The following is a 14,323-nucleotide window of genomic DNA, read 5'->3' as shown; positions in this document are numbered from 1 at the left end:
TTCAACAGGATCAAAGACAATTGCTTGATAGCTAGTATAGTGAATTTCTGCTTTTGAAGCATTATAAAAAGGTGTTTGACTAGCTGAAACCTCTTCTATTTCTGTATTTCAACTGTAAATGGATAGGGTATTTTGGTTTAAAATTCTTTACTGTTTCTGTCTGGCGGTTAAGACTCTTAGTAAAAGCTGTTGAAAGCTTCAGAAATCCCATGAAACATTTGAACAGAAAAGCTATTTTTGACCATGAGTTCAAACCAACCTAACCTATTGCCTTTGCTTGAAGAACTTTCCGGTCAACTGGAAGGAACCTTGCAATTGGATACACTTACTAAGACACTTTATGCCACCGACGCTTCCGTCTATCGCGAGATGCCGCTGGCAGTTGCTTTTCCAAAGACGGAGTCGGACATCCAGAAGTTGATACTTTTTGCTTCTAAAAATGGCACATCCCTGATTCCTCGTACCGCAGGAACATCATTAGCCGGACAATGTGTGGGCAATGGAATCGTAGTGGATGTAGCTAAGCACTTTACTAAAATTCTAGAATTCAATAAGGAGGAACGCTGGGTGAAAGTGCAGCCGGGAGTGGTACGAGATGAACTTAATCGATTCTTGAAACCCCATGGGCTTTTCTTCAGCCCGATCACTTCCACCGCCAATCGTGCCATGATCGGCGGAATGGTGGGAAATAACTCTTGCGGTACAACTTCCATCGTTTATGGCAATACGCGTGACAAGGTCATACGCTTGAAAACCCTGCTGAGTGATGGGAATACCGTTTTTTTTGATGAGCTATCCAAATCTGATTTTGAAGCGAAATGTCAGTTAGATTCCTTAGAAGGGAAACTATACCAGCAGATTTGGTCCGAGCTATCTCAAGAGGAAGCCCGTGAAGAGATTCACGCACAATTTCCGAAAAAGTCAATTACTCGAAGAAATACGGGTTATGCGGTAGATGAATTGCTAACTGCTGAGGTTTTTGAAGGCGATCAAAAATTCAATTTTGGGAAATTACTGACTGGATCGGAAGGTACTTTAGCTTTCTCAACAGAAATCACCATTAGCTTAGATCCACTTCCAGATCCGATAGAGATCGTAGTTGCGGCACATTTTGAGACTATCCACCAGAGTATGGTTGCTGCGCAGACAGCGATGAAACATCCTGCTACAGCAGTGGAATTGATGGATAAGATTATTTTGGACTGTACCAAAGAGAGCATTGAGTACAGCAAAAATCGTTATTTCGTGGAGGGAGATCCTGAGGCGATTCTGATGGTGGAGTTTCGTGGTCAGACGCTTGAAGAGGCTATGGCAAAGGGTAAAGCTTTGGTGGATGACCTGATAAAAACAGGACTTGGCTATGCCTATCCGATCATTGAGCCAGCGATGGTCTCTGCTGCTTGGTCTCTGCGTTCTGCGGGCTTGGGTTTGTTGGCTAATATTCCCGGCGATCCCAAGGCAGTTGCTTGCATAGAAGATACAGCTGTGGATATAGAGGATCTTGCCAATTACATCGATGAAGTGGATGAAATGATGGCTGGTTTCAATCAAAAGCCTGTCCACTATGCCCATGCTGGAGCTGGTGAGATACATTTGCGTCCTATTTTGGATTTGAAAAAGTCCAAAGATGTAGCAGAGTTTTATGATATTTCAAAGGCTTCTGCTGAGTTGGTGAAGAAATATCAGGGATCTCTAAGTGGTGAACATGGAGACGGAAGAGTACGGGCAGCCTTTATTCCGCTGATGGTTGGGGACAAGAATTATCAGCTTTTCCGAAGAATCAAAGCAACTTGGGATCCACAGAATATTTTCAACCCTGGTAAAATTGTAGACGCGCCGGCGATGAATACCTCACTTCGCTATGCTCCAGATGTAAAAACTCGGGAATATGACACCCTTTTAGACTTTTCGCATGTGGGAGGGGTTTTGCGACAGGCAGAGAAATGCAATGGATCAGGTGACTGTAGAAAGCTGCCTGAATCTGGAGGGACGATGTGTCCAAGCTACATGGCTACTCGCAACGAGCGTGACACTACTCGTGGACGTGCAAATACGCTACGGGAGTTTCTGACGATGAGTGACAAGGAAAATGCCTTCAACCATCCAGAGATAAAGGAAGCATTGGATCTATGTCTTTCCTGCAAAGGCTGTACTTCCGAATGTCCCTCCAATGTGGACATGGCTAGTCTCAAGGCCGAATTTCTTTACCAATACCAAAAAGCAAATGGAATTCCATTGAGATCAAGAGCTTTTGCCTATATCAATGAGTTGAATGAGCTGGGTTCAAGAACTGGTGGCTTGGCTAATTTTATGTTGGGAAATAAATTGACCGGTGGATTGATGAAGTCTATTTTGGGAGTAGCCCCAAAAAGAAATCTGCCTGAGATTAGTAAAGTCAGTTTGCGCAAATGGTATAAGAAGAATTATGAAGCGCTTCCAGTAGCAGCAAAGCAGATTAAATCTGTTTATTTCTTTGTGGATGAGTTTACCAATCACAACGATACTGAGATTGGAATTAAGGCAATTTCCCTACTCAAAAAACTAGGCTACGATGTGAAAGTCGTGGATCATGAGGAAAGTGGTCGCTCAGCACTCTCTAAAGGCTTGTTGCCAAAAGCGAAGAAACATGCTGAAGCAAATGTGAAAGTTTTCGAAAAACTGATTGATGGGAATACTCCTTTGATCGGTTTGGAACCTTCGGCTATTTTGAGTTTCCGAGATGAGTATCCACGCATTGTAAAGAAAGAACTGACGGAAGCAGCCAAGAAATTGAAATTTCATGTGAAGCTAATTGATGAGTTTTTGGCTCAGGAAATCGCAGCTGGTAATATTAAAGCTGAGGCTTTTACTACCAATACTCAAAAAATCAAATTACATGGACATTGCCATCAGAAATCACTTTCTTCAGTGACTTGGACACATAAGTTACTTTCATTGCCAGTAAATTATTCCGTGGAAACTATCCCTAGCGGCTGCTGCGGAATGGCAGGAAGTTTTGGCTATGAAGCAGAGCATTATGAGGTTTCCCAGCAAGTGGGCGAGTTAGTATTGTTTCCAGCGGTCAGGAAGGCGGAAGCAGAAACGCTCATCGCTGCACCAGGCACTTCGTGCCGTCATCAGATAGCCGACGGAACAGGTAGGAAAGCCAAGCATCCTGTGGAGATCTTGTGGGAGGCACTGATTCCGCAGGAAAGATTGTAACCTTTTACCAAAAAAAATAGTGGAACCTAGCACCCGATTAGTACAGATTATTCATCCAGAACATGGGCGGAAAGTGGCCATGGTTTCTGAGCCCTTTCTTACCTTATTGAATGAGTCCACTTCGATTTATCAATTGGCTTTAAAAGCACTTGATTCTGGAAAATCTATTCATTCACTTATAGAACAACAACTTTCGACTGATCAATTGGACTATGAGTCTATTTATAAAGGAATATCAGATTGGAAGTTACTGCCATCATTCGACAATCCTGAGATAGCATCTCATTGTATCGTGTCAGGCACAGGGCTTACACATCACAGTAGTGCGATGAATAGGCAGGTAATGCATCAGGCTGAGATGGGAGATGTGATGACTGACAGCATGATAGTGTACCAGTGGGGAGTAGAAGGAGGGAAGTCTGCAGATGGGGAGATTGGCATACAGCCGGAATGGTTTTATAAGGGTACAGGTGCAATACTAAAAGGGCATGGGGAGAAATTGACTATTCCTGCCTTTGGAAATGATGGAGGCGAAGAGGCTGAGATAGCGGGTGTTTATATAGTGAACAGAGCAGGAGAGCCGATCCGGATAGGTTTTACTACCGGAAATGAATTTTCTGATCATGTGATGGAAAAGAAGAATTACCTCTATCTCGCGCCATCCAAATTACGCAATTGTTCGATCGGACCAGAGCTTGTACTTACAGATAATTTTGCTGATGTAAATGGAACAGTAACTGTCAGCCGCGAAGAAGAACTATTGTGGTCATGCGATATAAAGACTGGCGAAAAAAACATGGCTCATAGCTTGGCCAACTTGGAATATCATCATTTTAAATATCCAGATCACCGCCAAGCACTGCAAGGACATGTTCATTTTTTTGGAACAGGTGCTTTCAGTTTTGGTTCTGGCATCAGTTTACAAGCTGGTGATCAGATGAAAGTTCAGTGGGATGGAATGGGACGGGCTTTGGTGAATACAATTGCCATTGAAGAGGGCGGAGAGCAATTCCTCCGCGTGAAATCGGATATATAAGAGATTACAAATCAAATCTGTTAGCCTTTTCTCTGATCCGGTAAAATCAGCTGATTGAAAGAAATTAGGCTTCTAGTCCTTTATTGTGACCTTATATTTGATCACAATAGGGTCTTCAAAGTTTTCAAGTCCAGACAGGAGCTCTTCTAGCTTGTCTCCATGGGAGCCAAATAGTCCTTTCTCTAAGGCATTAATCCAGTCATCTACTTGCAAGACTTCATAAAACCAACCGTCGATTGCATCTCCTTTGCCATTGGTCCAACCGACCACTGAGGGGAATGCGATAGCTTTATTCGTCCGGTGATTTATAAAAACTTCATGGATTGGAAAAGTGCGCATATTCCCGAGATCGAGTTCGGGGTTTTTGGCTAAGGCAAAGGTTTTCAGGTGAGAGATTGAATCAGTTTGCCATATTTTGCCCATGTTAATGACAAATGGCTGGTTTGCAATTGCTGCTTCAAAGCCTTCTCCTTTCATATTCAGGTCTTCTTGGCTAGGATGTCGCGCCCCGAAATCCAACGTGGTATAGGGTTTGGTTTCAATCCCATCATAAAGAAATAAGGTGTCTGCGAATGCATGATTGAGCAGGAATATATCCCCGATTTTCTCTATTTCACCTTCACTTATTTCATTGGTAAGCTGGTTAGCTTTTATAGGAAGATCAACTGTCTCGCCGGTTGAAACATCGATTTTTTTGTACAGATTGAATTTCCCGTTTGCGTCCAGATCTCCTTCAAACATAGAAGAGAATAGCCAATTGTTTTTTGATATTTCCGCTATGGAGGCAACAAACATAGGTTTTCCAAGGGAAAGAGATCCAGCAAATTCAAAGCTGGGAATAAGGTATTGCTTGATGTCACCAGCTCCAGCACTAAAGCTAAGTGTGTCTTGATCAACATTTATTCCTTGTATGAATTGGTATTCCTCAGGACCTTCACCCTGCTTGTCAAAAGTCATCAAGTAATTACCCTCCAAATCAAAAAAGTGGGCAACGAAGTTTGGGTTGCACTTGGTGACATAGATCAGATACTCATCTGTTGCAAATAGATCCCAAAGACCACAGTTGAGATTTACAGGTGTCTCTAGTTGGTTTTTAAGTGGAATAAAACTGATCGAAGTAACTGCTTCATCGAAAGCAGAAATGTTGTCTTCAGAGATTTCTATCCGAGGAATCCCTTCAATTTTTTCAACAGGAGATGTACAGCTAAAGCTTAAGATAAAAAAAGCAGAAATTGCCCAAGTGACTTTTTTATAGCAATTCATTGATGGAAGGTTTGGTTTAAAAATTAGATTCAAAGCTTTGAATATTTAACAATAAATGAATTCTACTTCAATACTTTCCTCGCCACATATTCAGCACATCTTGCAGCTAATCTTGCGGTAGCCTGATCGTGATCAAATGCAGGATTGAGTTCAACCACATCCATGGAAATAAGCTTTTTGGATGAGGCAAGCAATTCAAATACTTTAAATGCAAACTCTGGTCTGAAACCCATTGGTGATGGTGCTGATACGCCTGGAGCAAAAGCTGATGAAAAACCGTCCATATCGACACTGAGGTAGATTTTGTCCACAGAATCCAAAAACCACAGGATTTTCTCCTGGATTACTTCCCAGTTATTCATTCTGAAATCTTCCATTACCATCCATTTTGCACCGACTTTTTCTGCCGTTTCAAAGAGAGATTTTGGATTGACGGATCGTTGCACACCCAAGCATAAATATTGGAAGGAGTCTTTGTTTTCTTCTGCCAACTGGAAAAAAGGAGAACCAGAATGTCCTTTGCCGTCTAGAGTGGGGCGCAGGTCAAAATGTGCATCCATGTTGATAATGCCCAGTTTCTGGTTTTTCGCTGCCAAGTACTTAAATATTCCTCTCCCATGCGCCAACGCAAGATCGTGTCCTCCTCCGAGGAGAATTGGAAAGTGGTTTGTATCCAGCAAATTGAAAACAGTCTCTGAAATTAGATCGTGGCTGGATTCCATATCTGAATTTTCAGTATATACGTCTCCGTAATCAAATATTCTACTCTTTTCTGGAAGATGAAAAGCAAGTGTTCCAAGATTCTTTCGAATAGCATTTGGAGCTTCTGCAGTACCCAGCCTGCCTTGGTTTCTTTTGACACCTTCTTCGCCTGCATATCCAAGTATGCCTACTTTGGGAATGTCTAGACTATCGTCCAACTTGAGGTTCTTGATAGAAATAGTCGCCTGATGCCAGTATTCAATGGTTTCAGATTTTCTGCCTGACCAAAGGGAAGGATTTGGGTTTTGATGGAGCATATTGAGTTTTCAGTTATATTGTATTAACTTAAAAATTACACTTTGATATTCTAAATATCAGAAACAATGTATTCTGTTTTTAGATAAAATTCAAAAGGAGTGGTTCAGAATCGGGTCCTTATGTTTATGAAAAGATATAGAATTCCACAGAAAGAGAATATCAATTTGGATGCTTTTGAGGAGCCAAATGATTCATTTGCAGGATATACCTATGCGGATTACCTGAAATGGGACTTTGAAGAAATTGTGGAATTAATCAAAGGAAAAATATTTGCTAAAGCTGTTGCTCCAAATCGCAGACATCAAGAGGTGTCAGGGAATATTTATTTAGCTTTAGGACAATTTCTAAAAAAGCATCCCTGCAAAGTCTATTCAGCTCCTTTTGATGTAAGGTTTTCAAGAGATCCAGCTTATTCAAAAATAGACTCCGTAGTTCAGCCCGATATTTCTGTGATTTTCGATCTCTCAAAATTGGACGATAAAGGGTGCTTTGGTGCGCCAGACTTGGTGGTAGAGGTACTTTCCCCAGGAAATAGCCGTGTAGAAATTCAAAACAAGTATGAGCTCTACCAGGAATATGGAGTGAGAGAATATTGGGTGGTTCATCCAACAGATTGCACCGTTTTGATTTACACCTTGGTTGAAGGGAAATTCGTGCCTTCTAGACTTTTTACCTCTGGAGATGTGATTACGTCTACTGTTCTACCAGGTTTTGCGTTTGATTTGGAGGAAGTTTTTTCGCAGGATTGATTGAGCTCCCAGTTTTCCCAAAGTTTGAATTTTTGGAAAAGCTGCTTATTACAACATGTCTTTCAACAGTACCTCATCTACCAAATTAGGAATAGTCACTTTCAGACCTGGACTACGATCCATTTCCCGCTGAATAGCTTCCAAAGAACCTGAATTCCTAGCCCAAGCACGTCTGGCAATTCCATTATTCACATCGTAGAAAAGCATGGATTTCAGCTTTCTTTCCGCTTCTTCGCTTCCGTCAAGTAGCATTCCAAAACCCCCATTCATCACTTCTCCCCAGCCTACACCACCACCATTGTGTATGGAAACCCAGGTTGCTCCTCGGAAACTATCGCCAATCACATTGTGGATGGCCATGTCAGCAGTGAACTTGCTACCATCGTAAATATTGCTCGTCTCTCGGAAAGGTGAATCCGTGCCGCTAACGTCATGATGATCTCGACCAAGGACGATAGGAGCAGAGATTTCTCCATTAGAAATAGCATCGTTGAATGCCTGAGCAATCTTCGCGCGACCCTCGGCATCTGCATAGAGAATGCGTGCTTGAGAGCCGACTACCAGTTTGTTCTTTTCTGCCTCTTCGATCCAAGTGATATTATCCTGCATTTGCTGTTGGATGGAAACAGGGGAATCCTGCATGATTTCTTTCAAAACACGCGCAGCTATTTGATCTGATTTTCTCAAATCCTCAGCTTTTCCAGAAGTACAAACCCAGCGGAATGGTCCGAAACCATAGTCAAAGCACATCGGCCCAAGAATATCCTGAACATAAGAAGGATATTTAAAATCAATTCCGTTCTCCGCCATTACCTCAGCTCCAGCTCGTGATGCTTCTAGCAAAAAGGCATTTCCATAATCGAAAAAGTAAGTGCCTTTCGCCACATGCTTATTGATGGATGCCGCATGACGACGAAGAGTTTCCTGCACTTTTGCTTTAAATTCTTCTGGATTCTCAGCCATCAGCTGATTGGATTCTTCAAAAGAAATCCCAACTGGATAATAGCCACCAGCCCAAGGATTGTGAAGTGAAGTTTGGTCTGAGCCTAATTCTATGAAAATATTTTCTCTGTCAAAACGCTCCCAAACATCCACGATATTTCCGATGTAGGCGATTGAGACTATTTCTTTATTTCTTTTTGCAAGTTGAGTGCGGAAGACTAATTCATCCAAGTTTTCGATCAATTCATCCACCCATCCTTGCTCATGTCTTTTTCTAGCTGCAGCTGGATTTACTTCTGCACAGATCGTAATGCAACCAGCAATATTCCCAGCTTTTGGTTGGGCACCGCTCATTCCACCTAGGCCTGCAGTCAAAAATATCTTCCCTGCTGGTTTTTCTCCGGCCTTCAATTTCATGCGAAAGGCATTCATCACCGTGATAGTCGTGCCATGAACAATACCTTGTGGGCCGATATACATAAACGACCCAGCGGTCATCTGTCCATATTGCGTCACTCCAAGTGCGTTGAACTTCTCCCAGTCATCTGGTTTGGAATAATTTGGAATCATCATGCCGTTGGTGACGACCACATGTGGTGCTTCTGGGGAAGATGGAAAAAGCCCCATCGGATGACCAGAATAAATGTGAAGCGTTTGATTTTCTGTCATTTCAGACAAATACTTCATCACCAAAAGGTATTGTGCCCAGTTCTGAAAAACTGCGCCGTTTCCACCATAAGTGATCAACTCTTCGGGATGCTGAGCAACTGCAGGATCCAGGTTGTTTTGAATCATCAACATGATAGCTGCTGCCTGCTGACATTTTGAAGGATATTCCTCAATGCCTCTTGCGTACATAGCATGATCCGGCATAAATCGGTACATGTAGATTCTGCCAAATTCCTTCAGTTCGGCTAAAAATTCAACTGCTAACTCCGCATGCCATTCCTTGGGGAAATAACGTAGAGCATTCATAAGAGCCAGTTTTTTCTCCTCAGTACTTAATATATCCTTGCGCTTTGGAGCATGGCTCAATGTTGTACTTCTAGTTCTTTTGGAAGGAAGTTGAGAAGGGATACCCTGTTGGATTTGGTCTTGAAAAGTCATGGGATTTACGATTTGGGAGTTACGAATTACGAAATCAATTGGAACCTCTTGTTTTCCTGATGTTTCATTTACTACTTACCATTTACCACTTACTAATTCCCCCTGCTTCCAGACCTGCTCAGGTTTCAATTTCCCTTGATGATAAAGGATCTCTCTAAAATCAGCTATAGAATAAAGGTTGAAATCAGCTAATAATCCTGCTTTCAACTTCCCTCGATCTGCTAATCCTAGAGCTGCCGCGGCTCGGAAAGTCAATGCGGATAACACCTCAGCTGTACTGAGTTTTTCGAAGGTTGCCAAAATTGAAGCTTGAGCGACTAAGTCTCCCATAGGAGCAGAACCCGGATTCCAATCGCTTCCAATTGCCAGAGAACCTCCTTGATCAAGGATTTTTCTAGCAGGCGTAAAAGCACAACCTAAGCCAATCGAAGCTCCAGGAAGTGCAACGGCTACCGTGTCAGAATTGGCTAGAAGGGCTATTTCAGTGTCAGAAGAAACTTCTAGGTGATCTGCTGATTTGGCGGAAAATTTCACTGCTACTGCGGATCCTCCAGTTGTGAATTGATCGGCATGCACAGTCAAGTCGAAGTCTAACTCGCTTGCTTTTTGATAATAGCTTTCAATCTCATCTGGAGAAAAAGCGCTTTGTTCAATAAAGGAATCGACTCGATTGGCTAGATTTTCTGACTTAAGAATTGGAAAAAGATTTTCGCTGATTTCCTGTAGATACTCTTCCTTGGAACCTTCGAAATCTCTAGGTTTCATATGAGCCGCAAGGCAGGTAGGGATCAGATCAGCTTTAGTCTGAGTATTTGCGGCTTTGATCGCACGGAGCATTTTGAGTTCTTCGACTACATTAAGACCGTAGCCACTTTTTACTTCAATTGTGGTCACACCATCGCTTAAATGGCGATTTGCATTTGAAAGAGTTCTTTCTGCAAGTTTTGTCTCATTGAGATTACGCGTTTGAGTAACTGTGTCCCAAATTCCTCCTCCTGCTCCGGCTATTTCCAAATAGGATTTTCCAGCATTTCGCATCGCAAAATCCTGTGCTCGGCTTCCTCCAAAACAAATATGCGTGTGACAATCTATCCATCCTGGAATTGCTACAAAATCTCCTTTTAGCTCAATTATTTCGATATTCAAGGATTCTGCTTTTGCCAGCAATTCAGCGTAATCCCCAACTTCAAGAATCTTATCTCCTTCAATTAGAATTCCTGCATTCTCAAGAATTTCTAATTGCTCATCCTGCAAAGCTCCTTTTAAGGAAAGCTTGTCGAGTGTAAGCAGTTGAGTGATTGGTCCGATTAGTTTTTTCATGAGGTTTATGTTTCAAACAGTTTTTCGTTATTCTCGCAGATTGACGCTGATAAGGGCGCAGATGAAAACACTGATTATTTTAATTGAGGTTGGTGGTTATTTTTGACCTTAATTTTTTTAACAAGCGAATAATTTGCTCCACTCAGTTTCAAAAGGTAAGTTTTCCTCCTTTGCTACTTGATTTGCGATCTCTATCAATTCACCACTTTGAATCATCTCAATCGCTGCTTCCATATCCTCAGTCATCACTCGATCATTGATTACAGGCGTGATGCTCTTTCTTACATGGGCATGAATGGCAGTCATTACCTTTCCGGATTTCAAAGGAGAATGGAAATCCATCGCTTGTGCCGCATAAAATAGCTCAATTCCGAGGATTTTCTCCACATTCCCAATGACTTGCAAGGCCTTTCTTGCTCCGATCGAACCCATACTCACATGATCTTCCTGACCAAGGGATGTTGGAATGCTATCAGCAGAAGCAGGGAAGCAAAGCCCCTTATTCTCAGAGGCAAGAGCCGCTGTCGTGTATTGGGGAATCATCAATCCGGAGTTCAAGCCAGTTTCCTTCAATAGTAATTTTGGCACTCCTGGAGTATCACCCTCTAGGGAAAGATAGATTCTTCGATCTGAAATATTTCCCAATTCCGAAGCTGCAAGACAAGCATAATCCAATGGCAAAGCAATAGGCTGTCCGTGGAAGCTGCCTCCAGAAATAGTGTGATCTTCACTGAACACAACTGGATTATCAGTTACCGAATTTATTTCTGTTTCGATGGCATCCTTCAGGTGCAACCAGGCATTTCGCGAAGCGCCGTGAACCTGTGGCATACAGCGTAAAGAATAGGGGTCCTGAACTCGTGCACAATTCAAATGAGAATTGACGATTTCGGATTCATGAAGCAGGTTAAGAATAGTCTGAGCTACGTGTTTATTCCCTGCAAATGGCCTCAATTGATGCAATTCGGGAGAAAATGGTTTGATCGAGCCCATCAATCCTTCGATCATCATCGCTCCAGTGATGTCTGCGTGGACAAGCAAATTATGCAAGCGATCTACAACCATCACTCCGTAAGCTGCCATAAACTGAGTGCCATTGATCAGCGCTAAACCTTCTTTAGGGCCTAAATGAAGAGCCTCTAAATTGAAATGTTTCAGTGCTTTTCTAGACGTGGTGATTTCTCCAGCAAAATGCACTTTTCCCAATCCCAATAAGGGAAGGAACAAATGTGAAAGTGGAGCTAAATCACCTGAAGCTCCCACAGAACCTTGAATAGGAACGACAGGAATAACGTCATTCTCTAGCATCCATAGCATTCGCTCCAATGTTTCTAGCTTAATTCCCGAAAATCCCTGAGCCAATGCTTGAAGTTTTAAGACGAGCATCAGTTTGGAAATTTCGACAGGAATAGGTTCTCCCAGGCCAACTGCATGACTTTTTAGGAGATTTTCCTGTAGGGTTTGGGTGTCAGCCGCAGAGATTTTGCTGGTGCAAAGTGGGCCGAAACCCGTGTTAATTCCATAGACAGCTTTTTCACCTTTGGCAATGTTTGCCACAGCAAGCGCAGATGCTTGAACTTTATCACGAGTTTCAGAGCTCAATTCTCCTTTGATCTCTTTTCTAGCTAGTTGCAATGCCGTTCCTACTGTTAGTTGGTCTTGGCCGTATTGGAATGTGTTCATCTTTATCGGGTTTAGATTCAGGATCCTTACAAATATACCTATCATTATTGATAAGTTTTGATATCAATATTGTCAATAACTGATACCTTTGAGGCATCATGGAATTAAGACATTTGAGTTATTTCAAAGCTGTGGCAGAGGAGTTGAACTTCCGAAAAGCAGCAGAACGCCTGTTTATTTCCCAGCCGGGGTTGAGTAGGCAAATCAAACAATTGGAGGAAATGCTGGAGGTTAAACTTTTTGAGCGTGATCAAAAGCATGTGGAACTGACTGCGGCTGGAGCCTTTTTCAAGAATGAAGTTGACTTCGTTTTGAATCACTTGGATCTTACCAGGAGCCAGTTGAAATTAATCGCATCAGGCAAAATCGGGGAGCTTAGGATAGGTTTCTTGGGTTCGGCATCCAATCAGGTCTTACCGGATTTACTTGCCAAGTTGAATGCGGATCAGCCTTTAATCAGCACCAGTTTGGAGGAGTTGAGTAATTCTGTTCAAGTGGAGATGATCGAAAAGGACAAGTTGGATTTGGGTTTTGTTCGCTTGGCTTCCGTGCCAAGTGATCTCGAAATGAAGGTTGTTTTACGGGATAGTTTCTCCTTAGTAGTACCCAGAAATCATCCGCTTCAGGAAAGAGATTTTAAGTCCGTTAACCAGTTTAAGAACGAATCTTTTGTCCTTTTTTCCTCTGATTACAGCAATCTCTATTACGAACAGATCATCGGGATTTGTAGAGATGCAGGCTTTTCTCCTAAAATCAGGCACAAGTCCGTTCATGCCTTGACGATCTTCAAATTGGTGGAGAATGGGATGGGAGTAGCGATTGTTCCGACTTCGTTAAAGCACGGATATGAGTTGAATGTGCGATTTATGGAGATCCCCAATATTTCTCAGTTCACGGAGCTTTCAGCCATTTGGAAAGGCGAAAACCGAAATCCGGCTTTGAAGGAAGTTTTGCCTTTGATATCAGCAAATGGTTAAATTAGAGCTCTAAAGCCAAATGTCGGGCAAATGTCGGGTCAAAACCGAGCCTATTTCGCCTTAAGTCACAATCCAATACGAGAAATTGCCATGGTAAATCAAAAACTATTTGAAATGAAACAACCAGAACTAGGCAAGCGAATCTCTGAAATGAGAAAGGCAAAAGGATTGACTCAGGAAGAGTTGGTCGAACTATGCAACCTGAATGTGCGGACCATTCAGCGCATCGAAGCGGGGGAGGTGACTCCGAGAAGTTATACGGTTAAAGCATTATTTGAAGCTTTGGGGATTGAGTGGAATCAATCGGAGAATGATGTTTCTATCAAGAGAGGAAACGAAAAACCATTTTGGCTATATGCTGGATTGACGAGCGGCTTGATTTATTTCATGCTTTCGTATTTCGAAATCAGTATGGAAGTAGAGTGGCTAGCTGGAATGGAAGTCAATACCGCTAGTTTTATTTCTATTAAAATGGGGGTATTTCTTACCTTTTCCCTATTCTTAATAGGACTAATCAAACTGAGTTACATCTTTCCGAATAGAACATTTCGATTAGCACTCTATGCAATGCTAGCTGCAAATGCACTTTGGTACAGCATTGATTTGATCGCTTTGGGGACTTCCAGATTCGCTATTGAAGATTACTATTATGTGAAAGTGAGTTCATTTGGACTGTTTTATGGTTTGATGGGGCTGGGACTCTTAACCTATAAAAATCTATGGTCAAATATTACTCAGGTGATTGGTGCACTGGGAGTAGTATCTGGGATACTCATGTTTTCAGTAATTGGAGCCGGGATAGGCCTTGTTCCACTGACGATGTTTGAATTAGGCTTGATCATATTTTTAGTATGGGGTATAAATAAAATCGGGAGAAGATCTTCTCCCGATTCCACTTTTACTGCTGAATTGCAGTCTTGATTTTTTCTTTTATGCCTAAGGGTCTTTTTAGGCATAAAATATCCACTACAGAAATGGCTTAGGTTTTATAACTTTAGAGGCGATTCATTTGTCGGGCAAATGAC

Annotated in this window: 10 protein-coding genes; 5 read left to right on the top strand and 5 right to left on the bottom strand. The window is 42.1% G+C overall.

Annotation, left to right across the window (positions count from 1 at the left end; translation table 11 throughout):
• The first annotated feature begins 243 nt into the window (after positions 1–243).
• Positions 244–3,201 (top strand): FAD-binding and (Fe-S)-binding domain-containing protein, encoded by a 2,958-nt coding sequence (locus LV85_RS15595; RefSeq protein ID WP_111321095.1) that lies wholly within the window; start codon positions 244–246, stop codon positions 3,199–3,201.
• Between the two features lie 19 nt (positions 3,202–3,220).
• Positions 3,221–4,237, top strand: a complete 1,017-nt coding sequence (araD1, locus tag LV85_RS15590) for an AraD1 family protein (protein WP_211318422.1) — start codon at positions 3,221–3,223, stop codon at positions 4,235–4,237.
• A 72-nt stretch (positions 4,238–4,309) separates the two neighbouring features.
• Here araD1 and LV85_RS15585 read toward each other — a convergent pair whose 3' ends face one another.
• Positions 4,310–5,500 carry a 6-bladed beta-propeller gene (locus LV85_RS15585; protein WP_111321093.1) on the bottom strand — a complete coding sequence of 397 codons (1,191 nt, stop codon included), beginning with the start codon at positions 5,498–5,500 and terminating at the stop codon, positions 4,310–4,312.
• Between the two features lie 62 nt (positions 5,501–5,562).
• The gene (gene hutG / locus LV85_RS15580; RefSeq protein WP_111321091.1) at positions 5,563–6,519 is read right to left on the bottom strand and encodes a formimidoylglutamase; all 957 of its coding nucleotides are present in this window, start codon (positions 6,517–6,519) and stop codon (positions 5,563–5,565) included.
• 126 nt (positions 6,520–6,645) lie between these two features.
• Here hutG and LV85_RS15575 point away from each other — a divergent pair, with 126 nt between their 5' ends.
• Positions 6,646–7,269, top strand: coding sequence for a Uma2 family endonuclease (locus LV85_RS15575; protein ID WP_111321089.1), 624 nt, complete (start codon positions 6,646–6,648; stop codon positions 7,267–7,269).
• 48 nt (positions 7,270–7,317) lie between these two features.
• Here LV85_RS15575 and LV85_RS15570 read toward each other — a convergent pair whose 3' ends face one another.
• From LV85_RS15570 to hutH, 3 genes are all read right to left on the bottom strand, one after another.
• On the bottom strand, positions 7,318–9,318 hold the full coding sequence (locus LV85_RS15570; RefSeq protein WP_211318421.1) for a urocanate hydratase: 2,001 nt from the start codon (positions 9,316–9,318) through the stop codon (positions 7,318–7,320).
• A 75-nt stretch (positions 9,319–9,393) separates the two neighbouring features.
• On the bottom strand, positions 9,394–10,638 hold the full coding sequence (hutI, locus tag LV85_RS15565) for an imidazolonepropionase (protein WP_111321085.1): 1,245 nt from the start codon (positions 10,636–10,638) through the stop codon (positions 9,394–9,396).
• Between the two features lie 117 nt (positions 10,639–10,755).
• Entirely contained in the window at positions 10,756–12,321 is a 1,566-nt protein-coding gene (gene hutH, locus LV85_RS15560; protein ID WP_111321083.1) for a histidine ammonia-lyase, read from the bottom strand.
• 98 nt (positions 12,322–12,419) lie between these two features.
• On the opposite strand from hutH, the gene LV85_RS15555 reads away from it, so the two are divergent.
• Both LV85_RS15555 and LV85_RS15550 read left to right on the top strand, forming a co-directional pair.
• Entirely contained in the window at positions 12,420–13,298 is an 879-nt protein-coding gene (locus tag LV85_RS15555) for a LysR family transcriptional regulator (protein WP_111321081.1), read from the top strand.
• A gap of 114 nt (positions 13,299–13,412) precedes the next feature.
• A complete protein-coding gene (locus LV85_RS15550; protein WP_158531193.1) occupies positions 13,413–14,219 on the top strand; it encodes a helix-turn-helix domain-containing protein in 807 nt (268 codons plus the stop codon).
• Positions 14,220–14,323 lie beyond the last annotated feature (104 nt).

This window comes from Algoriphagus chordae (assembly GCF_003254055.1).
Taxonomy (GTDB): Bacteria; Bacteroidota; Bacteroidia; order Cytophagales; family Cyclobacteriaceae; genus Algoriphagus; species Algoriphagus chordae.
This window is presented reverse-complemented; position numbering and strand designations above follow the sequence as displayed.